The sequence below is a fragment of the Roseibium sp. genome (assembly GCF_965216085.1).
Classification (GTDB): domain Bacteria; phylum Pseudomonadota; class Alphaproteobacteria; order Rhizobiales; family Stappiaceae; genus Roseibium.
The window spans coordinates 1,392,764-1,416,800 of record NZ_OZ244138.1; the positions used below are offsets into that span (position 1 = coordinate 1,392,764).

Consider the following 24,037-nt stretch of genomic DNA (forward strand, 5'->3'; position numbering starts at 1 on the left):
TTCTCAACCAGTGCATTATAACTTAACCATCAAGCGGACGGCGTTTGCCCCGTTATTTGTTTCGTCCATGTTACATTTTTTAATGTGAAACGGCCGTTTGGGACGGCTTAGTCTCGGTCAAGAAGCTTGAAGTATTGGCTAAGAAATGGATGAATTCGAATCTTGGTAAGGCGATGGTGTTGGACCGGGAAATGGTAATGTAATGAGCGATCCTGATCTGAAATTCCGGCTTAAGAAACGCACGAAAGTTGAAAAACCCAAGCTCTACAAGGTCGTTCTTTTGAATGACGATTACACGCCAAGGGAGTTTGTCGTTTTGATCTTGAAGGGCGAATTCCGCTTGGACACAGCTCAGGCGGAAACGGTTATGATGACGGCTCATCAAAAAGGGGCTTGTGTGGTGTCGGTTTATCCCAAAGATGTTGCCGAAACCAAAACCATGCGTGCGCTGGATGCGGCCGGGCGGCTCGGTTATCCGCTACAGTTTAATGTCGAACCGGAGTAGGGCCCGCTTCGTTTTCTTGTCTCTCTAATGCAGAAAACCCGGCCATATCATAGGCCGGGTTTCGCATTTTGATAAACCTTAAGATTGCCGATCAGTCGCGCAGTTTGACGATCTTGTCGTCGCCACCTCCTGGCGTGTCGTCGTCCGGACCTTCGTCGACCGGCTCTGTGACATCATCCAGAATATCGGTGCTCGTGTCGGTTTTCACTTCGGGCAGCGGGTCGGTGATCCCCAAATCCGCAGCGAGGTCGAAGCTTTCCGTCAAACCCAGTTCCTCAGCCGGGCCGCGGCCTTCCATGGCCATCTGATAATTGGCAATGACGGCTTTCAACTGCGTAATCTGCTCGTTGGCGGTGTCTACCTGGATCTTGTAGCGCTGCAGACGTTTGTTCTCATCGACCAGATCTTCCAGATTGTCCGCGAATTTCTGGTTTTGATTACGCTGGTGATTAAGATCTGTAAGGGCCGAGTTGTAGCGCAAGTTGACCTCGCGCAGCTTGGCAGTGGTCGCCATCAGCTCGTTGCGGTCTTTCTCGTGATTCTTCTGAGCACTGTCGAGCAGGTGCTCAATTTCCTGCATGCGCTTGACCAGTTCGCGGCTGCGCTCCTTGATGGTGGAGTTTTCACGCGCCATTTCTTGCAAGGACTGTGCGCCGATCCGGCGCTGTGACGACAGGTTTTCGATCTCGGCGTTCAGTGCATAGACTTCATTGTCGTGCTTGCGTTGTTCTTCTTCCAGCCGCGACTTGGCGTAGACCAGTTCCTGATTGGCGACATCGAGGTGGGATTTCAGGTCGATGTTGTCATTACGGAAATCAATCAGTTCACGTTTGACCGCTTCCAGCTCGCTGGAAGCCTGATTGTTCTTGCGGATTTCCTCTTCCAGAAGCGCAGCGCTTTCAGAAAGGTTCTGCTGCAGCTCTTTCTCGCGGTGTTTGACGGCTTCCAGATCTGAGTTGAGGCTTTCCGCGTGTTTTTCCAGCGTTTCGAACTTCGCTGTCAGGTCATTCAGTTTACCGGACAGATCAGCAATTTGCGCGTTGGCATCTACCAGCGTGGCGCTTTGAAGCCGGTATTCTTCGTTGATCTTTTTATTGTTGTCGCGGATCGAAACAATATCGTTGCGCGCCGTTTCCAACGCAGTCCGGGTTTCGGTCGACCGTTTGCGCAGTGAATGAACTTCTGCCTGAGCGTCTTCAAGCTGCGTGGTTAGTGACTTCACCTTGTGCTCGGCGTCGAGCAGGTCGGTGGAGATTTTGGCGTTTTCCGATTTCAGCCGGACCTCGGTCTCCACGCTGGCGCGGGAGTTTTCGAGGTATTCCGCCATCATCCGGATGCTGGTCTGGCTTTCTGCGGCAAAGGCGGCCATCTGGTCGAAGGTCTGGGTGAGCCCGCCAATCCGGCCTTTGAGGCCGTCCAGCTGGTTCATCTTCTCCTGCATTCTTAAAGCGAAGGGGGACAGTTGTTCCACATTGGTGGTTGGTTCTTGTACCGGCTGCTGTCCTGTATCCGTCTCGATCGTCTGGTCCAGGTCTTGGCCCGGGTTCGAGGATTTCGAGAAAATGCCCATTCCGTGCTCCTGATGTGCCGCGCGCCAAATCCTAGCAACGCGGGATACGCAATACTATTAAGCCTTTTTTAACCCAAATGGCGGGGCCGTACAACGACTCAGACGGTGCGCAGTCACATTACACCGGTCAGCGTTACTGCAAAAAGAACGATATCCCCGGAAAGTCGGTGAAAATGACAGGATGGTTAACGGAAATTATAGCAAAATTTGCTGATAATAAAACAACTTAAGGTGTCGGTTTTCTTTGGGGTGCAGTCGAGTTTGTTCGGCTGCTTTTGAATGTTACGCAGTGTCAACGTAATACGCGATGCCTTCATAGGTCAGGGAGCCGACCGTCTGGATGCTGTCTCTTTCAGATTCTGAGGCTGTATAAAAGTGTGTGCCGGTAGAACTGTTGTAGAAACGGTAGAGGGCCACACTGGTGCCGCTGACCTCACTTGCATACCCTTGATAGGCAATGCCTTCGTAGATGAAATCCGGGAGATTGTTGGTGACGTGCGCCCGTTCGTCTTCGCTGGCCGTGTAAAAATGAGTGCCCGTCGACGTGTTATAAAGCCGGTAAACGTTGATCAGGCTAGATGGGTTGGTTGCCGCGTCGGCCGCCGCAAAGGCAACCCCTTCATAAGACATAGAAGAGGCCGCCGCGATGATCGTATCGCGTTCCGTGGTGTCGCCGGTGTAAAAATGCGTGCCGGTGAGCGTGTTGAAAAAGCGGAAGATGGCGTTTGCGGAGGCATCGATCACCGGCGGGTTGGCCGTCTCGATGTAACTGTCATTGCTGGCCATGGTGGAAGTCAGCCAGGCTTCATGGGCCGTGACCGAAGCCGCCGCGGCGCTGGTTGAGACGACCCCGACAACGCTGACATTGTCACCACTGCCGGTGAAGATCGGACCGCCGCTGTTCCCGGAATTGATTTCCAGATTGCGGGTATCAACGTAATTGTCGATTAGATCCTTAGAAGCAAAGGCGCTGTCATAGGTCAGGTTGTTGTTATAGGCACCTGGAAAGCCCAGTACACCGACGGTTCCGGAGGTGAAGCTGTAGTTGATGCCAAACCAGCCATAGGTATCGCCAACCGCTTCATTGAGTGACAACAAGGCGATGTCCCGTTCCGCCCCGCCGAGGCTGAAGGCGCGGTTGTCGCCGCTGTAAATCAGCCCGTCATTGTCAGGGTCGAAATCATCGTAGTAGCTTTGATTGGCCGGGGTGTAATAGGTCGGGTTGCTCTCATCCGGGTCATAAGAGAAATAGACTTTGATCTCGTCGGCCAGGCCGCCCAACTCAGCGGCGTAGATGGCATGGCTGGCGGTGAGTACATCATTGCGGCCGACAAGCACGCCGGAGCTGACATAAGACTGACGGCCCCAGGTCGATACGATATAGGCAACCGCTTGACCGGGAAAACTGTCGTCGTTCGCTTCTGTTGACATGCTTTTTCGTCTGCCTTCGGCTGCCTTGCTTTTTGTCTGCTCAGTAATCTAAACCGGCAGCGGCCCTTTTCTTCCCGAACCGCGCATCTTTATTCGCGAGGCCAATCGGTCTTTACCTGATAATGGATGGATCGTTAAATATTGCTGTAACTGAAATCACAGGATTTACACACTTGAAGGCCTTGTTGCCTGCAAAGTCACTTGCAGCACAGGTATCACAGCTGCCGGGCTTAATTGTGGCTATCAGACACCGCACAGAAAATAGTCTTTAATAAACCGCAATTGTCCGCTATCACGGTCAAATCGATATTGCTTGACGAACTTTGTACGCGTGTGGACTTCCATGCTCAGAACGATCTTCCCTCTCAACGTCGACTACGCGCGCCGGGCTGCATGACGCAGGACGGACATCTTCTTATGACCGATTGAAAGGACATCGTAATGGCCATCGGTACAGTTAAATTCTTCAACACCACCAAAGGCTTCGGCTTCATTCAGCCGGAAGATGGCGGCAATGACGTGTTCGTGCACATCTCCGCTGTTGAGCGCTCCGGCATGACAACTTTGAACGAAGGCCAGAAGGTCAGCTTTGAAGTTGTTCAGGACCGCCGCTCCGGCAAGTCCGCTGCTGACAATCTGTCTGCAGTCTAAGGCTTTTTCTGGACTGCGGGTCACCGGACAGGGAACCAGGTTCAGAAAACCGCTTCGAAAAGCCGGGCCACGTGCCCGGCTTTTTTTGTATTGGGGAGGGGCATCAGACCACGCCCCGGACCTGATCCGGGATCTGTTTGTCTATCTTGTCCTGGCACGGAGGCGGGGACGGCACGCAGAGGCGTAATCTTACCACACCCCAGACGTCATCCCATGGCTTGACCATGGGATCCATACCGTTTCCTATCCAAGAATGCAGAGGCGCTACTGGGTGTACATCCTGACAACGCGCAAGGGCGGCACGCTTTATACAGGCGTGACGAACGATCTCTCGAGACGGCTCTTCGAACATACATCCGGAACCGGTTCACGGTTCACCAACCGCTATTCAGTCAAGCGGCTGGTCTGATACGAAGAACATGCGACCGCTCCTGAAGCCATTGCCCGCGAAAAGGCGATCAAGCGCTGGCCACGCAATTGGAAGATCGAGCTGATTGAAACCATGAACTCGGATTGGTTCGATCTCGGCAGGTATTTGAACCGCTGATGTCCGTTTCTTGTGCACACTGTTCTTAGAAAGTGGTGAGGTCGCTGAATGGATCCATCCAAGACGGAAATGGTCAAGCCCGAGAATGTCGCGGTGTATCTTAATGGGCCGTACCACCCGCTCCTACGTCATTACCCGGCTCGACCGGGTAATCCATCCCGTGATGGTGTCCCAAGCAAGATCGTATCGTTAGGAAACGACACGGAGTGGATCCCACGACTAGTTATGGGATGACAGCGTGCGGGTTGGAAGGTCGTGCCACAGGCTCCGTCGTCATTACCCGAACTTGATCCGGTAACCAATCAATGATGACGATTACTCAAATAGTAATTCTATGACGAAATTACTTCAGTGTAATTTGGAAGCCTTTTGAATATATGTTGGCGAAAATTCGCTATTTCATTTTTATTGTCAAAGTCATGTATAAATAAAGTTGTTCCGGATTTGGAGCAATCAAAGAATTTTTCTTTTTGTATTTGAAAATCTCTGAACTGAGATCTGGTTTTCCTCATAAATACAGCAGGGAAATAGGTTACTGAATGGGACTTAAATTCATGGAGGAGTGCTTTTTGGTTAAACTTGGGCACTTCAAAGGTTGGAAAAACTCGAAGATCGGCGACAGCGGTAACTCGGAGATTGCTGATAAAGTGTATAACATTTTCCTGATGCAGATCTTTTATGTCCTTGATTAAGAACCTTTGCCTTATCATCTCAGAGTAATCAAAAAGATCGAGCTGAATCGCTTCACGAACAATTTCGTGCGTTGGGAAGGTAAGAATGTTTGAACCTTTGATCATTCTTTCACAAGGCCAGCTGCTGCTTTCTCAATATTCTCTAGCGCGTCTAATCTAGCGCCAGAAATCGGAGAACCCATCGTCTTATAGTCGAAACTGCCAGTGTCCTCATTCTTGAGCTCACCGCGCTTTATAAAGTGATCTTCATACATCCGAGGACCAACGCCTGTAAATGGTCGTACAGCCATTCTTGTTTGCTTTTCCGGGTCAACGACTTCATCCAATTGGATAGAATCGCTATGCAATTCTATTGCTAGGCTCTTAACGTAAGGTTCTACGTAATAAACCTCTCTAATGCCAGCAGTTACTAAATGTCTTGCGCAGTTATGGCACGGAAAGGTAGTGCAATAAAGTGTAGAGCCAACTATGTTCTTACCTTGTCGAGCGGCACTGAAAAGTGCATCCATTTCAGCATGAATTGATCTTGAATACTCGATGAGATCATTCACCTTGGGTACTGAAAGGGCTTTGAAATCTATTTGTTCAACTTTTTGAATAACGTCATCTTCACCCAATCGTGGGCTTGAGTTTTGGTTGAGTATATTAAGTATTTGACTTTTTATAGATTCGGCGATTTCTTCTTTTAGATCAGCTTTAAGTCTTGTGTTGTGGCAGCCGAGGAATTTTCCTCCATCTTGCAGGTCGAATTCCCAGTAAGCGCATCGTGCGTTCTTGTTGAGGTCTTCAAGGTTTGTTCCTCCTCCGTATTTCGGAACATCATTGGATCCAATTGATATCAATTCACCGTCAGTCGAGAGAATCGCCGCTCCGACTTGTCTGGATAAGCAGGAAGATCGAAGAGCGGCAGAATAGGCCATATAAATTGCGGTTTCTGAGGGGAATGGGCGATGAAACTCATTGCCAAGGATTAAATTTAGAAACCGTTTTAGGTCGGAATTTGATTGGATGGATCCCACATTATTTTTGTTATCATCCAGAAAAAAATCGGCTTGATGGAAAACTTTTCGAACTTGTTGACCATTTTTGTTCGAATTATCCATTTCATCGCGTAAAATGAAATAGTCTACTCGTTCTTCGTCAGCTCCCGCAAATTTCGCTTGAGATGAAACGTCTCCAAATAGACGCTCTTTTCTAGTTTTTTTGTCACAGTGTACAGCGATAAGCCTGAAACTTGATCCATATACGTCCCGAAAAAGTTCGACTTCTGAAGTGTGTTTAAATGAATCTATTATGTAGGCTATTTTTTCTCGGCCGACTTCCCGTGTGCCGCGTTTTTCAATTATTTTGTCTATAGCTAATGACGCAATCTTGTAATTCTTTCCGTCTCTTAACTCGTCTCCCGCATTCTGCAGGGCGATAGCTCTTTCGAGTGTGCTTCTTCCTTTCTCCATTGGATCTTCATTGTTGATGGCGGGGGGCGAAGTTTCGGCAAGCGTATCAGCAATAATACTGCTCATTTTTATGATTTGTGGTTCGTAGCCGGCCTGTTCTAATGCCACGTGTAAGGCCTTCCCTACAGAAGTGCATCCAGAACCCGCAAAACCTACTAACCCAATCACGAGTTCCGAAGATGCTTGTGCTAGAGATTGCCTTGTTTCACTTGCAGAAGACTGATTTTGATTAGCTGCTTGCGCAGGCGCTGCTACATTCATGAGTTGCCCGTGATTCGATACTATTGCACCTATTAAGATGCAATATTTCAAAATACTTCAACCATGAATTGTCGTTCAAAGGCCGGAAAATCGTGTGGGGCCAGACAAAATACAACTACTGCCCCGGCCGCCCGCTCTTCTTTGGCCGTCCGCGGCGTTTTTTCTCGTCCACCGGATCCTCATAAGACCCGGCGCCGATCTTGCCGCGCGGTGTAAGATGCGGCGCATCGTCTGCCTGGACGACGGGTGCCGGTTTTTGCGGCAGCGGGCCTTTTGTTAGTGGGACTTCCGTGCGCCCAACGGTCATTTCGTCGAGGCTTGGCTTATGAACCTTTGATTTGGCCTTGGCTGCTCGATCCTTCGCGGTTTCCTTCTTCTTGCCCGAAGCGCCTTCCTTGGTGCCGCCGGCGCCGAATTTCTTGTCGCCCTTGTAACCGCCGGTTTTCTGGTCGACGGCAGATTGCCGGGCCATGGCGTCGTCGGCGACCGCCAACTCCGTTTCCTGCAGACGCTTGATTTCGTCGCGCAGGCGGGCTGCGGTCTCGAAGTCGAGATCGGCGGCGGCGTCGCGCATCTGTTTTTCCAGATCGGAAATGTGAGCCTGCAGATTGTGGCCGACCAGCGCCCCTTCCTCGGCGAAGCCGGCATCGACCGTGACGTGGTCCTGCTCGTAAACCGATTCCAGAATGTCGCCGATGGAGCGGCGGACGCTTTCCGGCGTGATGCCGTGTTCGGCGTTGTAGGCCATCTGCTTGTCGCGGCGGCGGTTGGTTTCGGCAATCGCCCGCTCCATGGAGCCGGTCATGTTGTCGGCATAAAGGATCACCTTGCCGTCGACATTCCGGGCTGCACGGCCGATGGTCTGGATCAGCGAGGTTTCGGAGCGCAAAAAGCCTTCCTTGTCTGCATCCAGGATCGCGACCAGCGCACATTCGGGAATGTCGAGGCCCTCGCGCAGCAAGTTGATGCCAACCAGCACGTCGAAGGCGCCGAGGCGCAGATCCCTCAGGATCTCGATGCGTTCCAGCGTGTCGATGTCGGAGTGCATGTAGCGCACACGCACGCCGTTTTCGTGCAGATATTCGGTCAGATCCTCGGCCATACGCTTGGTCAAGGTGGTGACCAGTGTGCGGTAACCTTTCTGGGCGGTCTCCCGGACTTCCCCCAGAAGATCATCGACCTGAGACGTCGCCGGGCGGATCTCCACCGGCGGGTCGATCAGGCCGGTCGGGCGGATCACCTGTTCGGCAAAAACGCCGCCGGCTTCTTCCATTTCCCAGCTGCCCGGGGTGGCCGAGACCGCAATCGATTGCGGCCGCATGGCGTTCCACTCCTCAAAGCGCAGCGGGCGGTTGTCCATGCAGCTCGGGAGTCTGAAGCCGTACTCTGCCAGCGTCGCCTTGCGCCGGAAGTCGCCCCGGTACATGGCGCCGATCTGCGGAATGGTGACATGGCTCTCGTCGGCAAAAACGATGGCATTGTCCGGCAGATACTCAAACAGCGTAGGGGGCGGTTCACCCGGCTTGCGGCCGGTGAGATAGCGCGAGTAGTTCTCGATACCGGCGCAGGACCCGGTCGCCTCCAGCATTTCCAGGTCGAACATAGTGCGCTGTTCCAGCCGCTGGGCTTCCAAGAGGCGGCCGTGGGCGTTCAACTCTTCCAGCCGGTGTTTCAGCTCTTCCTTGATCGACTTTGTCGCCTGGTTCAGGGTCGGCTTGGGCGTCACATAGTGTGAGTTGGCGTAGATCTTGACGCTCTTCAGCTCGCCGGATTTCTGGCCGGTCAAAGGGTCGAACTCGGTGATTTGCTCGATCTCGTCGCCAAACAGCGAGATCCGCCAGGCCCGATCTTCATAGTGAGCGGGAAACAGCTCAATGGTATCCCCGCGGACGCGGAAGGTGCCGCGCTGGAAGGCGGCATCGTTGCGCTTGTACTGCAGGGCAACCAGATCGGCGATCAGCTGGCGCTGGTCGATCTGCTCACCCACCTCAATCGCGAAGGTCATCGCCGTGTAGGTTTCGACCGAGCCGATACCGTAGATGCAGGACACCGAAGCGACGATGATGACGTCGTCGCGCTCCAAAAGGGCGCGGGTGGCTGAGTGGCGCATCCGGTCGATCTGTTCGTTGATCGAGGATTCCTTCTCGATATAGGTGTCTGTGCGCGGGACGTAGGCTTCCGGCTGGTAGTAGTCGTAGTAGGAAACGAAATATTCGACTGCGTTGTCTGGAAAGAAGCTCTTGAACTCACCGTAAAGCTGGGCCGCCAGCGTCTTGTTTGGCGCCAGGATCAGCGCCGGGCGCTGGGTGCGGGAGATCACCTGCGCCATCGTATAAGTCTTGCCCGAACCGGTGACACCAAGCAGCACCTGGGTCTGGTCGCCGGTGTTCATGCCTTCGACAAGATCGGCAATGGCGGTCGGCTGGTCGCCCTTGGGCTCATACTCGGAGGCGAGCACGATCTCGACGCCGCCTTCGGATTTTGGCGGGCGTTCCGGCCGGTGCGGAACCCACTCCGCGCCGTTCTTGTGCAGGGGATTGCCGCTTTCGATCAGCGCCGACAGGGCTTCCACGGTGGCCGTTGCGCCCTGATTTCCGCCGAGTTCGCCATAGCGGCCGTCGGCGGCGGATTTTTTCTTGTTGTCCTTCTTGTGCTGCTTGAGCTTGGCTTCAAGCGCCTCGGCCTCTTCCAGGCTCATGTCCAGCCCGGCGACCGGGTTCAACCCGCCGGCCGCCCGTTCGCGCGCACTTTCTGCCTTGCCGATGGACGTGCCGCGGGCGGATTTGGTGGGCTTTTCTTTTTTGGACGCTGGCTTTTTTGCTGCGGCCTTTTTGGGCGCAGGTTTGTCTGCTTCTTCCGATATCTCGGCGGCCCAATCGGAAATCGAGCCGGACAGAGGGGCGCCAGACAAGGGCTTCTGCGGGGCCTCGCCGAAGCCGTCGGGCGTCTTGGTTTCGTCTGCAGATGTTTTTGGGGGGCGCTTGCTCATGGCTGCAATATGGTCCGAGTCCGCGCGTGAGAAAACCCCTCCGTTGCGGCTTTGTTCCAGTTTCTCAGACTTCTTGCCAGTCTCCTGACAGAAGGGTGTCAGGAGAAGGGGACTTCGTTGAGTTCCTGCAAAAGGCCACGGAGCGTTTCGAGTTTCTCCCGGCCGAGTTTTTCAGCGAGTTCTTGTTCCATCTCTGCAACCAGCGCCTGGGCTTTTTTTCGCGCTTCCAATCCCTTTTCGGTGGGAACTGGCATCTTGTCCCGCAAGTTTCCGGGGACGGGGTCGAGCCGGAGGGCGCCGGCTTCGACCAGCCGGTGGACTGCCGAGTGGATCGACTGGCGGGTAACGCCCCGGTCGCGGGCCAGTTCTGACACCGTACGTGGGTGGCGGCAGATGGTCATGAACAGGTTGGCATCGGCCGGTCGAACCACATCGAGCCCAGTGCCTTTGCGTAGTTCGATCATGCGCTTATCCAATTTCTGCCAGGTGTCCTGCAACAGACCGCGGATCGTTGGGCGTGCCGAGTTTGAGTGTTTTTTGTCAGTCGAGGTTGACATTATATCCTGTGTAGCTACGTATATCGTCAGTCTGGACTGACAATTTTGCTCGCGTTAAAGAAGGACATAGCATGTGCCGAACAATATTCTTAGCTGCATGTATCGCCGCAGGATTTGCATTCACAGGAGCGGCGCCGGCTCAGGAGCTTGATGGCAACCAGTTCAGGGCTCCCAGCGAAGGTTCTTGGTATCACCCGATCGACCCGGAAACCTGGCTTCACGTTGGCGGACGACCGCAAGAAATTGCAGCCGCACTGACACGAATCAAAGAGACAGCTCCCAGCGATACACTTCCCGATGATCCGTCGCGCCGTGGGGCCGGAAGCTGGATCGAAACCTGGACCGAGTTGGGCAAAACGGCATTGGCAGAGGCTGATGACTTGAACGATGACGACAAACCGGAGGCGGCCGCCAGCCGCTACCGTGATGCATTCAGCTATTTTCTGCGGGCGTCATCGCCACATACGAATGACCCGGAACAGCGTTCGGCTTTGGCCCTGGCTTGGCAAGCCTACGAAAAGGCTGGACAGTTTTTGCCTGTACCTATCCGAAAGCTGGATATCCCGTTCGATGGCGAGGAATTTTCCACTTGGTTGCATCTTCCCAAAGGTGACGGTCCGTTTCCTGTGGTGATCGTTTCCATGGGATCGGATGTAACGAAAGAGGAACTTCTTCCGTACTTCATCAAACAGCTGGCTGTTCGGAAAATCGCCATGCTGAGTCTCGATATGCCAGGGAATGGAAGCTCAACGGCCTATTCATTTTCACCGGATCTGGACAAGTTGCACGCCGCCGCAGCCCTCCATCTCAAAACGTTGCCCGAGATCGATGGCCGAAACATCTTTGTTCAAGGCGCCAGCTTTGGCGGAACACCGGCCGCACGGGCGTGGGCTGCCCGGCCGGATCTTGACCTGGCCGGTGTCATTTACATGTGCGGCCCGCTGCACCGGCCCTTCATGGCTCCGCCGGATGCCTACAGCCAGTTTCCGGCCTTTACGATGGATGGTGTTCGCGCCCGGCTTGGCCTCGACATCAGCGCAAGCTTTGAAGAAATGTCGGTGGGTCTCCGTCCCTTGTCATTAAAAAGCCAAGGGTTGTTTGAGGGGCCGCGGATTGACACCCCGCTTCTCGCAATTCTGACAAACCGGGACCCTGTGGCGCCGTTGGGCGACGTTCAGTCGCTGATGGCTCGCGGTTCGGATGTCACCCTGCACGTGACCGACGAACCGGGCCACTGTCCGCAACGGGACCCACGGGAGGCGATCGCCGCAAGCTGGATTGCTGGAAAAATCCGCGACTAGGACAGCAGGAGAACCGTCAAGGCAGGTCGGCGTTTCACCACCTGCCTTGATCTCCTGATGCCCAATCAGGCAAGAGGTTGCTGAGATGGCGACAACAAGAGCGATCGCTAACGCTTCGCTTAAGTGGTTGGGCGATGTAGACGCCATCTCATGGGAGGTTGCTCATGGCCAGCAACAATATGCCTGTCAGCGCGCGTGTTCGCTTTTGCGATATTATTCCTGTTTCAAAACTCTCCCGCTTGTCTCCTTTGAGGAGCATCCAAAAGGAGCTTCACTCGCCACGCGGAAAGCGGTTGCCTTCCTCCACCTCATTCAAATCCATGTGGTTGCGCATGTAGCGTTCCGAAGCTTTTTGCAGGGGCTGGTAGTCCCAGGGGAAATAGGCACCGTTTCTGAGAGCCTCGTAGACGATCCAGCGGCGGGCCTGGGACTGGCGGACTTCGGCGTCAAAGGCGGCCATGTCCCATTGTTCTGATGCTTTTTTTGCAAAGCCTGCTGCGGTGTCCGCATGGGCAGGGTCATCTGCCAGATTTGTCAGCTCTTGCGGATCATCGGCCAGGTTGAACAGCTGGGGCGGGTCGAGTTCGCAGTGGATGTATTTCCAGTCGCCCTCCCGTATACCGACCAGCGGGGCATAGGAGGCTTCGGCTGCGTATTCCATCAGGACCGGTTCCATGCGCTCTTGCCCCTTGGTGAGCGGAACCAGGCTTGTGCCATCGGTCCAGGGTAGGATCTCGCTCATGTCGATGCCGGCCAGATCACAGGTGGTCGGCAGAACATCGAGCGTGCTCACCGGTGTGGTGATGTGGGACGGCGTCAGGTCCTTGTCGGCGATCATCAGCGGCACACGCGACGAGCCCTCAAAGAACGTCATCTTGAACCAAAGGCCGCGCTCTCCGAGCATGTCACCATGGTCTGAAACAAAGAGGATGGTGGTGTCGTCCGCCAGATCCATGGCGCCCAGCGCATGCAGAATTTCGCCGATCTTGTCGTCCAGATAGGAGATATTGGCGAAATAGGCGCGGCGGGACCGTCGAATGTTGTCCTCGGTGATGTCGAAGTTGCGCCAATCGTTGGCATCGAAAATCCGCTTGGAATGCGGGTCGTGGTCCTCATAGGCCTTGGCCGGAACCTCCGGCAGCAGGTGCTCACAATCCTCGTAAAGGTCCCAGTATTTCTTGCGGGCGACATAGGGATCATGCGGATGCGTGAAGCTGACGGTTAGGCAGAAGGGGCGGTCGTATTTGCCCCGGCCATAATCATAGATCTTGCGCACGGCCTGAAAAGCTACGTCGTCGTCATACTCCATCTGGTTGGAGATTTCCGCAATACCGGCGCCAGTCACGGATCCCATATTGTGATACCACCAGTCGATCCGCTCGCCCGGCTTGCGGTAGTCTGGAGTCCAGCCGAAATCGGCCGGGTAAATGTCGGTGGTCAGCCGCTCCTCAAAACCATGCATCTGATCCGGGCCGACGAAATGCATTTTTCCAGACAGGCACGTGGTGTAACCGGCGCGGCGCAGATGGTGCGCGTAAGTCGGGATATCAGAGGCAAATTCTGCGGCATTGTCATAGACCCCGGTCCGGCGCGGCAATTGGCCGGACATGAAACTCGCCCGTCCCGGGGCGCAAAGCGGGGATGCCGTGTAGGTGTTCTCAAAACGGACAGACTGTTCCGCCAGCTTTTTCAAATTTGGCGCATGAAGGAAGTCCGCCGGACCATCTGGAAACAGCGTGCCATTTAACTGATCAACCATCAGGATCAGAATGTTTTTCTTATCACTCATCGCAGCCTCCTCCCGCGTTCCCGGCGCCAATGCTTTTGGCTGTGTTGGCAGACTATGGATTTTTCCTGATTGATCAGTCAATCAAAAAAGATCCGAAGCTTGTTGGGCGAAAACTCATGGTTGGCGCCAGGTACTGAGAAACTGAAGAATGCGTCGTGACCTGAAGTGCGCTCCAGCTTTCAGGTCAAGCAAATCGTTCTGTTTCGAGACAGCAAATGGGGATCTGGAGAAATGCCTATGCTTAGCGCAGAGCCAGATCTAAATGATCTGCAGTCGCTCTGATCGCAGCGCGGATTGAATTTGTCAGCACATTCAGGTGGAAGTTCCCTCCAGCCCGCGTTCCGTCGCCAAAGAGTTCCAGTTGCCGGTCTTTTATGGCCGGGAAGGCGGCACTTATGCCGCCGCGACGTCTTTCAGGAAGCGGTCTATCCGGCTGGTGACAGTGTTGAGTTGGGCGGTGGCTTCGTCAGCGATGGATTCGACCTGTTTGGCCGATTGGCTGGTCTCACTGGATCCTTTGGACAAGTCGCCGACGTGGTTGGAGACCGTGGCCGTTTGTGCGGCAGCTTGCGAAACACCGGTCGAAATCTCGGCGGTTGCTTCGGATTGTTGCTCGACGGAATCGGCCATCGCCGCGGCGGTTTCGTTGACGTCTTCCATCATGTTCATAATTGCGCTGATTGCGTCCACAGCGGCCCCGGTGGAGTGCTGGATTTCGGACACCTGGCTGGAAATCTCATCGGTTGCCTTGGCGGTTTGACCGGCGAGGGATTTGACCTCGGAGGCGACAACGGCAAACCCTTTGCCCGCTTCGCCGGCGCGGGCTGCTTCAATGGTGGCATTGAGGGCAAGCAGATTGGTCTGTTCTGCGATTTCCTGAATGAGCTGGACCACTGCGCCAATGCGCTCTGCGGCTGCTGACAAGCCACGGATTTGGTCGTTGGATGTCCGGGTGGCACCGGTCACTTCTTCGACGCGGCCCAGGGTGGCGTTTACCTGCCGGCCAACTTCCTGAACTGAGGCGGACAGCTCTTCGGTCGCGGCCGCGATTGTCTGGACGTTCTGGCTGGTTTGGCTGGAAGCCAGGCTGGCGTCTTCGCTTTTGCCGTTCGTGGTGTCGGCAATTCCTGTCAGTTGTTCTGCGGTATCTTCCAGCTGCTGCATGTTGCCGTTAACAGTTGAGAGCGCGGTCTCAATGTCTTCACGGAAGTTGGCAACCAGATCGTCAACCGCCTGCTGGCGCTGGCGGACAGCTTCGGCGCTGGCTTCGGTTTCCGCTTCCAGCCGCACGCGTTCAACTTCGCGGTCTCGGAACGTACCAACGGCGCGTGCCATATCGCCGATTTCATCGCCGCGCTGGTCTGCTGCCAGATCAAGGTCGGTTTTACCGTCTTGCAATTGCTGCATGGCACCGGTCAGACCGCGCAAGGGCCGGATGATGGCTCCGGTTAACAGGACCACAAAGCCGATCCCCATCGCAAGGGCTACAACAAGGGCTCCCGTGATCTGGGTTTGGGCCGCGGTTGCCGACCCGACTGCCGAGTTTCCTGATGCCAAACTAATGGCTTCAGCTTGTTCGGTCAGCTGGGTAACCGCCGTAGTGAATGCAGTCTGACTTGCGTTTAGATCCCGGGTGCTTGTAATCACCGTTTCAAATGTCGCTGCGAGTGCCGGAAAACCGTCTGTGCCTGCTTTCACTAGTGTCTGCAAAGGACCGTTCAAGAGGTCCGAATAGGCTTTGTCCTTGGTCTCTTTGAGAGCGGCGACCCTAACTTTCTCCAGATCCGCGAGCTGCGACTTGGCGCCATTGAGATAGTCCTGAAAACTGGCTGCGACCGCATCTGAAGGAGTGTTCAGAAAATCGGCATAGGAACTGCGGATTCCCAACACGCTCCGGGCGATGTTCTGGGTGTTTGAAGATAGAAGTGCGATTTCGGCGGAGGCCGCTTCAAACGCGCGCAGTTCGGCACGCAGCTCCTTTATCGGGGCTTGTGCCTCGGAAATGATGCTTTCCGCCAATGTGCTGAGCTCATTCGCAAGCGGCTGAAAGTCCGATTTCCAGACATCGTCTGAGCCTGGTGCCTTATGGGCCTTGATTTTCTTGCCAAGGGCTTTGGAGGTTTTGATCAGCTTTTTGACGTCAGCCTTCAAAGCCTTGGTTTTCACGGTTCTGCGGACTGCCTTGGCATCCTTCTCCAGGTTTTTGACCCGATCCGCGAGTTTCTTGCCTGCGGCCTTGTCTGCAGACGCTACAAACGCAGATGTTTCCTGTTCGAGCATAGCTGCGGTGGTGCGCATGTTTGTAAGACGTGGCGAGACTTTGTTGAGGTCATTCATCTTGCCCTTGTTCGTAAGGGCAAGGGTCGACCGGTAGACCTCAAGGGCTGTGTAGTCCTCGAAAACCTTGTTTGTCGTTGCGACCAGATTGGTGGTCAGGGAGTTCAGCTCGTTTACGGCCATATCGCGATCGGTTCGCACAGCCGCAAGGGCGGTAAACTGGCTTTCAAGATCCGCGATGATTTTGTCGAGATTCTCAGCTTCAGCGGGCCGTGAAGCAGCCAGGTCTGCACTGTGCCCGGAAAGAGATGAAATGTCTGATTTGACAGCTGAGGCGCTGCCAATTGTGGCTGAACGGTCGTAATTCTGCGCGTTGGTTAGGAGCGTGGGGATATTCCCCAACAGTTCATTTGCCGTTTTTGCGGTGGTGACCGATGTCTGCACTTGCGATGCCGCGAACAAGCCGCTGGCCCCGACGCCAATGGCGCACAAAAGCATGGCAGCAAAGCCAATTCGCAATTGTGTTTTGATGGACCAATTCAGAAATGCCGGTTGCTTGGAATTGGAGGTGGTTGGTACCGTTGAGGAATTTTCTCTGGATCTACGGCGCTTTCCAATTTCCGGAAATGACAACTTCATGTTCTGATGTCCCAATAACAGTATCTACTGGGATTTTTACCGGTTAATACTTAAAATTTATCAAATATGTCAGTGCGATCAGAGAATGCCGTGTACTTCGAAATAACTACACCAATTGCATTTAATTTGCTCACGATGCCGTTGCTTTTGAAGTGCCTTAACGCCTGACATTCTTGGTGTCATCGACCATCGAATAGCGCAGCTTGAGAGATTTTCTCAATCTGCTTAGGACGTCGGGATTTGAATCTGGATGGCACGCCAGTGAAAGATCGACCTCTTTCAGTGTGAACACGTTCTTGATCTTAATCCCGCGCTTGTCTGCGATGTAGGGAGCTGACAACAATCCGCCAAGCCACAGGTCGGTTCTGCCGGCGAGCAGCATGTCAACGTTGAGAATGTCAGAATCAACCAAGGTCAAGCGCGGATGACCAGCTTGTTGTGCTTCCATCGTGCTGGTCCAGCCAGCGACAGCCCCGGTGCTGTAGGCGAAGGTGTCCGAATGGGCGGTCAATTTGATTTTGTTATCTGCCAGGGCGAAATACGCGAAACCGTCAATTTGCAGCGGGCCAACCCACTCGAAGTTTGGTTCGCGGGCTTCCGTCCGCCACAACGCCATGAAACACGTGTTTGGTTTTCGTTGTGTGACAAGCAGGCCGCGTTTGAAGGGAGCCAGGCGCATCGTAATGGATACACCCGCATCTTGCGCGAGGGTGCGGACTATGTTCGTCACTCGGCCCGCGATCCCGCCATTTTCGTCGCGATAATAGAAAGGCTCGTAGTTTTCGGTGTAGATAAGCAGATCGGGCTGCTCGGCGTCAGCAGCTGCATGGGATACAAGGCCAAACAAGCACACTATGAAAGCGATGCCATTGACCAAGGTTCGCATTCTGTCCGCCTCCCGCGATTCAAACATGTGCGTTTGATAGTACTCCAAAACCGCCGCCAACCACCTTATTCTTACAATCCTCTAACGTAGGTAAATCACCAACTTAGCAATGAGGCGCAGTTCCTTCGATCACGTTTGAAACTGGCAGTTGAAGTTCAGCCTTCAATATTTGGCCGGATGTCTGAAAATGATCCGTAAAGATGATCCAGAAGGACACGCACCCTCGGATTCGTTTTCAGATCGGTATGGGTGAGGATCCAGACCGCCATATCAGGAACCGGATCAAAACCCGGCAACCGCACAACGTCGGGATCATTGTCTCCCAAGTAGCACGGGATCATACCGATGCCCTGTCCCATCCGGATCATATGGGTGGCGGCGACTGCGGAATCGACCGCAGCAGCGATCCGGGCGGGTATCGCTGGCGTTTTCGATAAGGGGTAGTCGATGGAGATCCATCGATCGAGTTTCGGCCTATTCTCCAAGTAGGAGGGCGCCGCATAGAGGCACATTGGACTGTCCGCTAGTTTCCGGCCAACTGCATTATCCGGTGGTGATTTGGTGATACGAATTACGACATCGGCTTCCCGTTTCGGCAGGCTGGTCAGCTGATCAGACATAACCAACTCCAAAATGATCATCGGAAACTGTTGCAGGAAGTTTCCGAGAACCGGTGCGAGCACGCTTAAATATAGGCTCTCAGAGACGGACAATCGAACAGGGCCGGCCAGGCTGGTATCTTCTGCGAATGCGGCCCGGTCGATAGAAGCGGCGTCTTTTTCCATTCGTTCTGCAATTGGGAGAATACGACTGCCCAAAGGGGTGAGTTCCCGGTTTTTCGCGCCTGGTTCAAAAAGCGGTCCGCCCAAGTCAGCCTCAAGAGTCTTCAATTGCCGGGCGACGGTTGAATGTGTCGTTTCAAGCCGTTTTGCGGCCTGTCTGACGGAGCCTTCCCGCAAAAAAGTCAGGAATGTTTTCAGATGGTCCCACTGCATCACGCACTCTTGATGGATGATTTTTGCGACATAATGTTGCAATTATGGAGAATTTTTTATCCATTTCAACTGCGGTATCCAAAAAGCATTCCCAACGAGGAGTGCAAGGAATGACTTACCAAATCAGTTTGTTACATGCAGACATCCCGGAGCCGATGCAAGGAAGCATGCGGCTCGGTCTAATTCATGCCGGGACCCAGGTTGCCGAGCTGGACTACAGCTGGAACGAAGACCAATTTACAGCGACTTTTTTGGGCAATGCGCCAAATCTGCCGACGCCCGCCCACCCGGTCCTGCTGCTTCAAAAGCCGATTTCCGCAATCCGGGGAATGATGACGCCTGATCATCAGCGGCCAACGGATGTTTTCAAGGATCACCAAGTGGAAATCGAAGTGGAGTGATGAACATGCGTTTTCTGAATACAGCTGCCGCGTTTTTGATGGCTTTTTCGTTTACGTCAGCAGCCGTACAGGCGTCCGACAAAGTCGGTGTTTTCGCCTTGTACTCCGCTGAAAAAGGAGTGTCTCAATCTGCCTTTGACAATAGCGGATGTTCGTTGACCCGGCAGGGAACAATCGTTGCCCGTCAAGGCAATCTTGATCTTCCCGATGCCAACCGCTTTGTCCTCCTCAACTGCAATGGACCTCAGCTATCAGGCGGTGGTGCAAAGGGATTGCTGGCCAACCTCGAAGCACCCCTCATCCTGGAAGGGGGATTGGAGTTATTGGAAGATCCGGCGCAGGGTGAAGAGGTCAAGAACCGGCAGTACCTGCTAAAGGTCGCCTATTACAACAACAAGAACATCGACGCCCGAAATGTGGATCTAAAAGCCATTGGAAACGTTGTTGAGCCGCTTGAGGACCGGTATCACAATGAACTCTTCATAGACGTGCACCGGGCGTCGGGGGTACGGACACCCGATGAAGTGGTCGCGATTTATTACGACACGCCGGAGAACGGCAGCCGCTTCCGGGAGAACAATCAAGAGATCCTGGAGATGGTCGGGGCATTCAACATGAAGCACCTTGTGTCCTTCACATATCTCGTTGCCAAGCCTGACTGATAATCGCTTTCAGAGTTTCCATGATAGGCTTGGTGACCCGTCACCAAGCCTATTTCCGCTCGTTATGGCCCAAATCCATTTCCGGCCAAAGAAGATCCCGCAGGCGTTGTTTCAAGATTTTTGCCTCAGGGAAGCCGCCATCCGCCTTGCGGTCCCAAACAGTGGTCCCGTCGCAGGTGATCGTAAAGGTGCCGCCGGTTCCTGGGACAAGCGTTACAGCGCCGGTTTCTTCAGAAAACGTCGACAGGATTTCTTGCGCCAGCCAGGCGGAGCGCAACAGCCAATTGCATTGGCGGCAATAGGTGATGATGATATGGGGCGCGGGAAGGTCCTGCATGATCCTTCAATCCTGTTTTTTGCGAATTCGAAGACCTCTCTTGCCACATTCCTATTCCGATGTTCCAGCCTCCTTGCCCAAGACATTGCAGACGGCATTCCAGCAATCTCCGGAGTTGTTTGCGGTCATGGGATTACCAGTTGCGGCCGAAGTGATGGATGGTCTCAGCAATCATGTGCTTCGCGTGACGGCAGAAAAGGGCGTATTTTTTCTACGGCTGGGCACCGGAGGCGCAAAGGCGCCGGTCGACCGGTATCGGGAAGCGCATAATGTGCGCCTTGCTGCGGATATTGGTGTGGCGGTAGCGCCAATCTTCATTGAACCATCGACAGGAACATTGGTGACCCGAAGTGTAGAAGGCCTGGTGGCTTCTGGAGATGATTTGCCGGAGTTGCTTGGGAAACAACTGGCCAGCCTGCATACCTCCGGGCTGCAGTTTGAGGGGGACATCAATCCAAAGCACGTATTTGAAAGTCTTTTTTCGCAGGTAAACGGCGCTAGGGATGCCTTGGAGCCTGCACTTTTGAATAACGACTTGATGGATCAGATCGGGGACTTGGCTGCTCTGTTTGAGGCTCGTGGAACAGAAACAGGAATTGAGCCAGTGCCAAGTCATGGAGATCTGTCGCCGGGAAACTGCTTGTTTGCAACGAGGCGGGTGTGGCTGATCGATTGGGAGTTTTCAGGTATGGCAGCCCGGTCATGGGACCTGGCCTATGCAATTCAGGAGCATGGCTTTGATGCGGCAGCGGAAAGCCGTTTTCTGCAAGCCTATCAAGGTCAGGGCGGACTGAAAGTTTCAAACAGAGACCTGCAAATCACGAAGGCGCGTTGCGATAGCATCTCGGCCATGTGGGCGCTTTTGCAGATATCAAAGGGGCGGGATCGAAAGGTATTTGCTCCATTTGCTCATGACCGATTCACTCGGGCCTTTAACTCCAGCCTTGGATTTTCTTGAACAAGGGGCTCGCAGCCCGGGAAGAAACTCATCAGAATGGTTTTATTCCACTATGAGAGAAAAATTCCCTTACGGCAGAAGTAGGGTTGCACAACTCAAAATTAAGCAAAATCCCTTATGCCATTGATGGTCTGATAACATTCAGTTAGTCGACTTCAAGCTTTGGGGGCGTGCAATGCATTTGGTTTCAATGATTTATGCCAGCAAAACCAAGGATATTGATGATGTCGCGATTGACGGCATTCTTCAGAAAGCGCGGAGTAATAATCCGAAACTCGGTCTGACCGGTGTCCTCCTCTTCAATAGCAAGTTCTTTGTTCAATGCCTTGAAGGCGGCAGGATGGACGTTAATCGGCTCTACAATGCGATTGCCAAGGACCCAAGACACGAAGATCCGGTTATCCTGGATTACAGGGAGGTCCCATCTCGCAGTTTTTCAGAATGGAGCATGGCGTACATTGGCGAAAGTGAGTATCACGAACCGATGGCTTTCAAATACACAACCAAGAAGTCATTTAATCCCTATGACATGAATGGGGATCGCATCCGTGCTTTTCTGAACGAGATGGTGCAGGTCGCGAACCCCGCTTCAGGTTAAGTGCAACGTCACGGCAACAGCGTGTTATCTGGCGTAAGTCTGGGGATCGGCAAGGCACGTGCTGTAGAGAGCACTCATTTGGGTTTGCAAGCTGGGATCTTGCGGTGTTGCCAGCAACGGCTCCCATACATTCTGTGTTTTCAATCCAGTTAACGTGCAGGCGCAGGCCGCTTTGCAAAGCGGCTCGTTATCTAAGCTCTGCGTGCAGGTTGCGGTGCAATTCTTTTGGAAACTGCGGCTCGTTGTATCCATGTCTGGCCCGAGGACAGTGACGCTCCAAACCAGGCCAAAGAGCACGGGCTGATGAAGGAGATAGATCGGCAGGGAATGGCGGCCCATCCATTGCAACAGGAGGCCGGGCCGGCCGCTGAAGCGGAGTGTTGAGAGCCGCTCCAACAGTCCAGCCCTGCGGACCATCTGTGAAGCTGTGATCCCTAGCAGCGTGGCTCCAGTCCAGGGCGCTAGCGGAACATAATCAACGCTGGCACTCGCGGGGGCTCCCAATCCTGTCCAGAGCCAAAGATCGCCGTCGAAGACGTTCGTAGAAACCAGGTGGGGCAGGGCTAAAAAGGTGACGCCGGCAACAGCGGAAAAAAACATCGACAGACGGGTGAAGGGCAGTGCGATGAGGCTCGAAGCGGCGATGCAATGCAGAATGCCAAAGCGAACGAAAATCTCAGGTAAAGCGAAATAAGTGCCGAGCGAAACACTGGCCGCCGCCGCTAGAATAATGGCTTCCCGTTTCCAAAACGACCGCAATCGAATCTGGCGATGATGGGCGAGATCCAGGCTGATACCGGCCAGAAACAGAAAACTTGCTGCGATTGAGATGGCAACTGTTCGCCATCCCGCAGCGTCTGCAACTTGCCAATCGACAAAGGCAAACCAGGATAAGTCCCAGGAAAAATGGTAAATCACCATGGCGATGACGGCGAGGCCGCGCGCCAGATCCAAAAGTGCGAGCCGTCCAGACGCTTGGCCAGACGTTTCTATTGCATCGCTGTATCCGGATGAAACTGTCATGGGACCTTGCATACCGCCGGTCCGTTGCAAAAGCGATTGAAATTCCGCTCAGCGCGCTTGGCAGTTTTATGTGAAGCGCCGGAGGTCAGCCACTGAAAGCCATCATTAATGTGGTGACTAGCGCCACTGCACAAAGGATCGCACCAACGTAGGGCCAAGGAGATGGCCGATGAGTGGCAAACATATCCTGATTGACCGGATCTTGCAGCATATCCACTACCCTTTCGGTCGAGATAACCTGCCGCAGAGGTTGCTCCAGAAAGTTCGTGGCGAAAAGATGGTAAATAGAATCTGAAGCTGTTTTCCCAAGAAAAACGTCTAGTTGTGGATGGCCATGCAAAACACCATTTCCGCAATTGACTTGAAGGAAGTCCCTGGCGGGCCTTGGGAAATGCCCGCCATCAAGCGAAAATCAGAGGGACAGGGCGTCCAGACCTGCTTCCAAGTAGTCTGCCAGCATAGGCATCCCGAGTAAGTATGTCGCGGTTGACCCGACAGCGCGCTCCTTGGCTTCCTGCACGGCTTGGGTAAAATCTTCCGCTTCAAAATCGCCCCGGCCGATCCAAGCGATGGCAACCAGCTCGGCGGATTCGTCCACGTTCAGGTCTTCCAGCAACTCGCGCAGTTCTTCGTCGGAAAGGTCATCATTTTCCTCTTCCGCCAAACCGTCGTGACTGTGAGCCTCCTCAAGCGTGTCGGCATCAAACTCTACGTCGCCCTCATGCCCATCCTCAAACGTGTCGTTCGAAGATACGGCGACTGCTTTGGCCTTTTGCACCAACATCCGGATGGTATCGGCTGATAGAGAGAGATCAACGTCCATGACTGCCTCCGAAATACTACTTTCTTTATCAGTCCACTTCAGTTCCTTGGCAATGGCCATCCTGCAAATTCCTGTTTTTTGTCTCTTATTTGCTGCTTTAGGAGCTTTTGAAACCAATATTGGTCATCAATCGCAGTGAGCGCGGCTTATTGGGCCGCAGCAGCACCTCAAGGCTCCACCCTCGTTCTGGTCTAGTTTTCGGATATGAAGCAGGCTTGTCCTTGATCGGGATCAACAGCGCATAGACAAGTGCAGGATAGCTATTTGTCCATTTGAGTGGAAACCGGGATGGTCCCTCCGATCCCACTGGTTTTGAACAATTCCTTCAATTCTGTATTCGGATCGGCCAATGCCGCAGCGGCCGTCAGGACTGCGGCAAGAAAAATCCCGAGGCAAATGGCCTGCAACAACGGGCGGGCGTCTTGCACATCGTGGGTTCGAGACCTTGGCAATTTGAGCATTTTTGTATCCGCTGATTTTGCAGGAGTTCGATTGGTTGAATCGTCAGTCATGGCATCAGTCTTTTTGAACGTTGAGATAGCTAGCGGCCTAGTGGATCGAATTCGACAATTGACTCCGTTTTCGGAAAGGCTCTTTTCAGATGTCAAATTCAAAAGATCCACTAGAAACATAGGCTTGGCCAGTGGTCTTAAGACTCCAACATTTGCAAAATGAGTGTGCGTCACTGGGA

At 53.7% G+C, this 24,037-nt stretch carries 20 protein-coding genes and 1 pseudogene; 8 read left to right on the forward strand and 13 right to left on the reverse strand.

The genetic code is table 11. The annotated features are described in order from the left end of the window. Nucleotides 1-202: 202 nt before the first annotated feature. Entirely contained in the window at nucleotides 203-505 is a 303-nt protein-coding gene (gene clpS, locus ACOOFE_RS06435) for an ATP-dependent Clp protease adapter ClpS (RefSeq protein ID WP_141185639.1), read from the forward strand. 91 nt (nucleotides 506-596) lie between these two features. Here the strand turns inward: clpS and ACOOFE_RS06440 are convergent, their stop codons facing one another. Further along, the gene (locus ACOOFE_RS06440) at nucleotides 597-2,075 is read right to left on the reverse strand and encodes a hypothetical protein (protein ID WP_420414194.1); all 1,479 of its coding nucleotides are present in this window, start codon (nucleotides 2,073-2,075) and stop codon (nucleotides 597-599) included. Nucleotides 2,076-2,357: 282 nt separating this feature from the next. Further along, entirely contained in the window at nucleotides 2,358-3,506 is a 1,149-nt protein-coding gene (locus tag ACOOFE_RS06445) for a trypsin-like serine protease (protein ID WP_420414195.1), read from the reverse strand. Nucleotides 3,507-3,947: 441 nt separating this feature from the next. On the opposite strand from ACOOFE_RS06445, the gene ACOOFE_RS06450 reads away from it, so the two are divergent. Both ACOOFE_RS06450 and ACOOFE_RS06455 read left to right on the forward strand, forming a co-directional pair. Next, nucleotides 3,948-4,157 carry a cold-shock protein gene (locus tag ACOOFE_RS06450; protein ID WP_141185643.1) on the forward strand — a complete coding sequence of 70 codons (210 nt, stop codon included), beginning with the start codon at nucleotides 3,948-3,950 and terminating at the stop codon, nucleotides 4,155-4,157. A gap of 253 nt (nucleotides 4,158-4,410) precedes the next feature. Beyond that, nucleotides 4,411-4,704 (forward strand): annotated as a pseudogene (locus ACOOFE_RS06455) (GIY-YIG nuclease family protein). A gap of 793 nt (nucleotides 4,705-5,497) precedes the next feature. On the opposite strand, the gene ACOOFE_RS06460 reads toward ACOOFE_RS06455, so the two are convergent. From ACOOFE_RS06460 to ACOOFE_RS06470, 3 genes are all read right to left on the reverse strand, one after another. Continuing rightward, complete coding sequence (locus tag ACOOFE_RS06460; protein ID WP_420414196.1) at nucleotides 5,498-7,111, reverse strand: anti-phage dCTP deaminase; 1,614 nt, start codon at nucleotides 7,109-7,111, stop codon at nucleotides 5,498-5,500. A 115-nt stretch (nucleotides 7,112-7,226) separates the two neighbouring features. Beyond that, nucleotides 7,227-10,100, reverse strand: coding sequence for an excinuclease ABC subunit UvrB (uvrB, locus tag ACOOFE_RS06465; RefSeq protein WP_420414197.1), 2,874 nt, complete (start codon nucleotides 10,098-10,100; stop codon nucleotides 7,227-7,229). A 98-nt stretch (nucleotides 10,101-10,198) separates the two neighbouring features. Beyond that, complete coding sequence (locus tag ACOOFE_RS06470; protein ID WP_420414198.1) at nucleotides 10,199-10,564, reverse strand: MarR family winged helix-turn-helix transcriptional regulator; 366 nt, start codon at nucleotides 10,562-10,564, stop codon at nucleotides 10,199-10,201. A gap of 164 nt (nucleotides 10,565-10,728) precedes the next feature. Here ACOOFE_RS06470 and ACOOFE_RS06475 point away from each other — a divergent pair, with 164 nt between their 5' ends. Further along, complete coding sequence (locus ACOOFE_RS06475) at nucleotides 10,729-11,958, forward strand: alpha/beta fold hydrolase (RefSeq protein WP_420414199.1); 1,230 nt, start codon at nucleotides 10,729-10,731, stop codon at nucleotides 11,956-11,958. Between the two features lie 271 nt (nucleotides 11,959-12,229). Here ACOOFE_RS06475 and betC read toward each other — a convergent pair whose 3' ends face one another. From betC to ACOOFE_RS06495, 4 genes are all read right to left on the reverse strand, one after another. Beyond that, nucleotides 12,230-13,747: a choline-sulfatase gene (betC, locus tag ACOOFE_RS06480; RefSeq protein WP_420414200.1), complete on the reverse strand. Its 1,518-nt coding sequence runs from the start codon at nucleotides 13,745-13,747 to the stop codon at nucleotides 12,230-12,232. Nucleotides 13,748-14,140: 393 nt separating this feature from the next. After that, entirely contained in the window at nucleotides 14,141-16,663 is a 2,523-nt protein-coding gene (locus ACOOFE_RS06485; RefSeq protein ID WP_420414201.1) for a methyl-accepting chemotaxis protein, read from the reverse strand. Between the two features lie 157 nt (nucleotides 16,664-16,820). Then, a complete protein-coding gene (locus ACOOFE_RS06490) occupies nucleotides 16,821-17,549 on the reverse strand; it encodes a substrate-binding periplasmic protein (protein WP_420414202.1) in 729 nt (242 codons plus the stop codon). A 155-nt stretch (nucleotides 17,550-17,704) separates the two neighbouring features. After that, nucleotides 17,705-18,544: a LysR family transcriptional regulator gene (locus tag ACOOFE_RS06495; RefSeq protein WP_420414203.1), complete on the reverse strand. Its 840-nt coding sequence runs from the start codon at nucleotides 18,542-18,544 to the stop codon at nucleotides 17,705-17,707. Nucleotides 18,545-18,654: 110 nt separating this feature from the next. Between ACOOFE_RS06495 and ACOOFE_RS06500 the strand changes: the two genes are divergently transcribed. Next, nucleotides 18,655-18,945: a hypothetical protein gene (locus tag ACOOFE_RS06500; RefSeq protein WP_141185652.1), complete on the forward strand. Its 291-nt coding sequence runs from the start codon at nucleotides 18,655-18,657 to the stop codon at nucleotides 18,943-18,945. A 5-nt stretch (nucleotides 18,946-18,950) separates the two neighbouring features. Then, nucleotides 18,951-19,607, forward strand: a complete 657-nt coding sequence (locus ACOOFE_RS06505) for a hypothetical protein (protein WP_420414204.1) — start codon at nucleotides 18,951-18,953, stop codon at nucleotides 19,605-19,607. 49 nt (nucleotides 19,608-19,656) lie between these two features. Here the strand turns inward: ACOOFE_RS06505 and ACOOFE_RS06510 are convergent, their stop codons facing one another. After that, nucleotides 19,657-19,944: a SelT/SelW/SelH family protein gene (locus ACOOFE_RS06510; protein ID WP_420414205.1), complete on the reverse strand. Its 288-nt coding sequence runs from the start codon at nucleotides 19,942-19,944 to the stop codon at nucleotides 19,657-19,659. A gap of 40 nt (nucleotides 19,945-19,984) precedes the next feature. On the opposite strand from ACOOFE_RS06510, the gene ACOOFE_RS06515 reads away from it, so the two are divergent. After that, nucleotides 19,985-20,902, forward strand: a complete 918-nt coding sequence (locus tag ACOOFE_RS06515) for a phosphotransferase (protein ID WP_420414206.1) — start codon at nucleotides 19,985-19,987, stop codon at nucleotides 20,900-20,902. A 175-nt stretch (nucleotides 20,903-21,077) separates the two neighbouring features. After that, nucleotides 21,078-21,500: a BLUF domain-containing protein gene (locus tag ACOOFE_RS06520; protein WP_420414207.1), complete on the forward strand. Its 423-nt coding sequence runs from the start codon at nucleotides 21,078-21,080 to the stop codon at nucleotides 21,498-21,500. Nucleotides 21,501-21,524: 24 nt separating this feature from the next. On the opposite strand, the gene ACOOFE_RS06525 is transcribed toward ACOOFE_RS06520, so the two are convergent. From ACOOFE_RS06525 to ACOOFE_RS06535, 3 genes are all read right to left on the reverse strand, one after another. After that, the gene (locus ACOOFE_RS06525) at nucleotides 21,525-22,523 is read right to left on the reverse strand and encodes a heparan-alpha-glucosaminide N-acetyltransferase (RefSeq protein ID WP_420414208.1); all 999 of its coding nucleotides are present in this window, start codon (nucleotides 22,521-22,523) and stop codon (nucleotides 21,525-21,527) included. 412 nt (nucleotides 22,524-22,935) lie between these two features. Continuing rightward, a complete protein-coding gene (locus tag ACOOFE_RS06530) occupies nucleotides 22,936-23,346 on the reverse strand; it encodes a DUF3775 domain-containing protein (RefSeq protein ID WP_141185659.1) in 411 nt (136 codons plus the stop codon). A 260-nt stretch (nucleotides 23,347-23,606) separates the two neighbouring features. Next, nucleotides 23,607-23,807: a hypothetical protein gene (locus ACOOFE_RS06535; protein WP_420414209.1), complete on the reverse strand. Its 201-nt coding sequence runs from the start codon at nucleotides 23,805-23,807 to the stop codon at nucleotides 23,607-23,609. Nucleotides 23,808-24,037: the final 230 nt, after the last annotated feature.

What these genes read in the sequence shown, in the direction of transcription:
- ACOOFE_RS06510 (WP_420414205.1), bottom strand. Translation starts at nt 19,944, where the DNA reads ATGCAGGACCTTCCCGCGCCCCATATCATCATCACCTATTGCCGCCAA.
- ACOOFE_RS06460 (WP_420414196.1), bottom strand. Translation starts at nt 7,111, where the DNA reads ATGAATGTAGCAGCGCCTGCGCAAGCAGCTAATCAAAATCAGTCTTCT.
- uvrB (WP_420414197.1), bottom strand. Translation starts at nt 10,100, where the DNA reads ATGAGCAAGCGCCCCCCAAAAACATCTGCAGACGAAACCAAGACGCCC.
- ACOOFE_RS06450 (WP_141185643.1), top strand. Translation starts at nt 3,948, where the DNA reads ATGGCCATCGGTACAGTTAAATTCTTCAACACCACCAAAGGCTTCGGC.
- ACOOFE_RS06485 (WP_420414201.1), bottom strand. Translation starts at nt 16,663, where the DNA reads ATGAAGTTGTCATTTCCGGAAATTGGAAAGCGCCGTAGATCCAGAGAA.
- ACOOFE_RS06470 (WP_420414198.1), bottom strand. Translation starts at nt 10,564, where the DNA reads ATGATCGAACTACGCAAAGGCACTGGGCTCGATGTGGTTCGACCGGCC.
- ACOOFE_RS06500 (WP_141185652.1), top strand. Translation starts at nt 18,655, where the DNA reads ATGACTTACCAAATCAGTTTGTTACATGCAGACATCCCGGAGCCGATG.
- ACOOFE_RS06445 (WP_420414195.1), bottom strand. Translation starts at nt 3,506, where the DNA reads ATGTCAACAGAAGCGAACGACGACAGTTTTCCCGGTCAAGCGGTTGCC.
- ACOOFE_RS06530 (WP_141185659.1), bottom strand. Translation starts at nt 23,346, where the DNA reads ATGGACGTTGATCTCTCTCTATCAGCCGATACCATCCGGATGTTGGTG.
- ACOOFE_RS06535 (WP_420414209.1), bottom strand. Translation starts at nt 23,807, where the DNA reads ATGCTCAAATTGCCAAGGTCTCGAACCCACGATGTGCAAGACGCCCGC.
- ACOOFE_RS06525 (WP_420414208.1), bottom strand. Translation starts at nt 22,523, where the DNA reads ATGACAGTTTCATCCGGATACAGCGATGCAATAGAAACGTCTGGCCAA.
- ACOOFE_RS06440 (WP_420414194.1), bottom strand. Translation starts at nt 2,075, where the DNA reads ATGGGCATTTTCTCGAAATCCTCGAACCCGGGCCAAGACCTGGACCAG.
- ACOOFE_RS06475 (WP_420414199.1), top strand. Translation starts at nt 10,729, where the DNA reads ATGTGCCGAACAATATTCTTAGCTGCATGTATCGCCGCAGGATTTGCA.
- ACOOFE_RS06520 (WP_420414207.1), top strand. Translation starts at nt 21,078, where the DNA reads ATGCATTTGGTTTCAATGATTTATGCCAGCAAAACCAAGGATATTGAT.
- ACOOFE_RS06505 (WP_420414204.1), top strand. Translation starts at nt 18,951, where the DNA reads ATGCGTTTTCTGAATACAGCTGCCGCGTTTTTGATGGCTTTTTCGTTT.
- betC (WP_420414200.1), bottom strand. Translation starts at nt 13,747, where the DNA reads ATGAGTGATAAGAAAAACATTCTGATCCTGATGGTTGATCAGTTAAAT.
- ACOOFE_RS06490 (WP_420414202.1), bottom strand. Translation starts at nt 17,549, where the DNA reads ATGCGAACCTTGGTCAATGGCATCGCTTTCATAGTGTGCTTGTTTGGC.
- ACOOFE_RS06495 (WP_420414203.1), bottom strand. Translation starts at nt 18,544, where the DNA reads ATGCAGTGGGACCATCTGAAAACATTCCTGACTTTTTTGCGGGAAGGC.
- clpS (WP_141185639.1), top strand. Translation starts at nt 203, where the DNA reads ATGAGCGATCCTGATCTGAAATTCCGGCTTAAGAAACGCACGAAAGTT.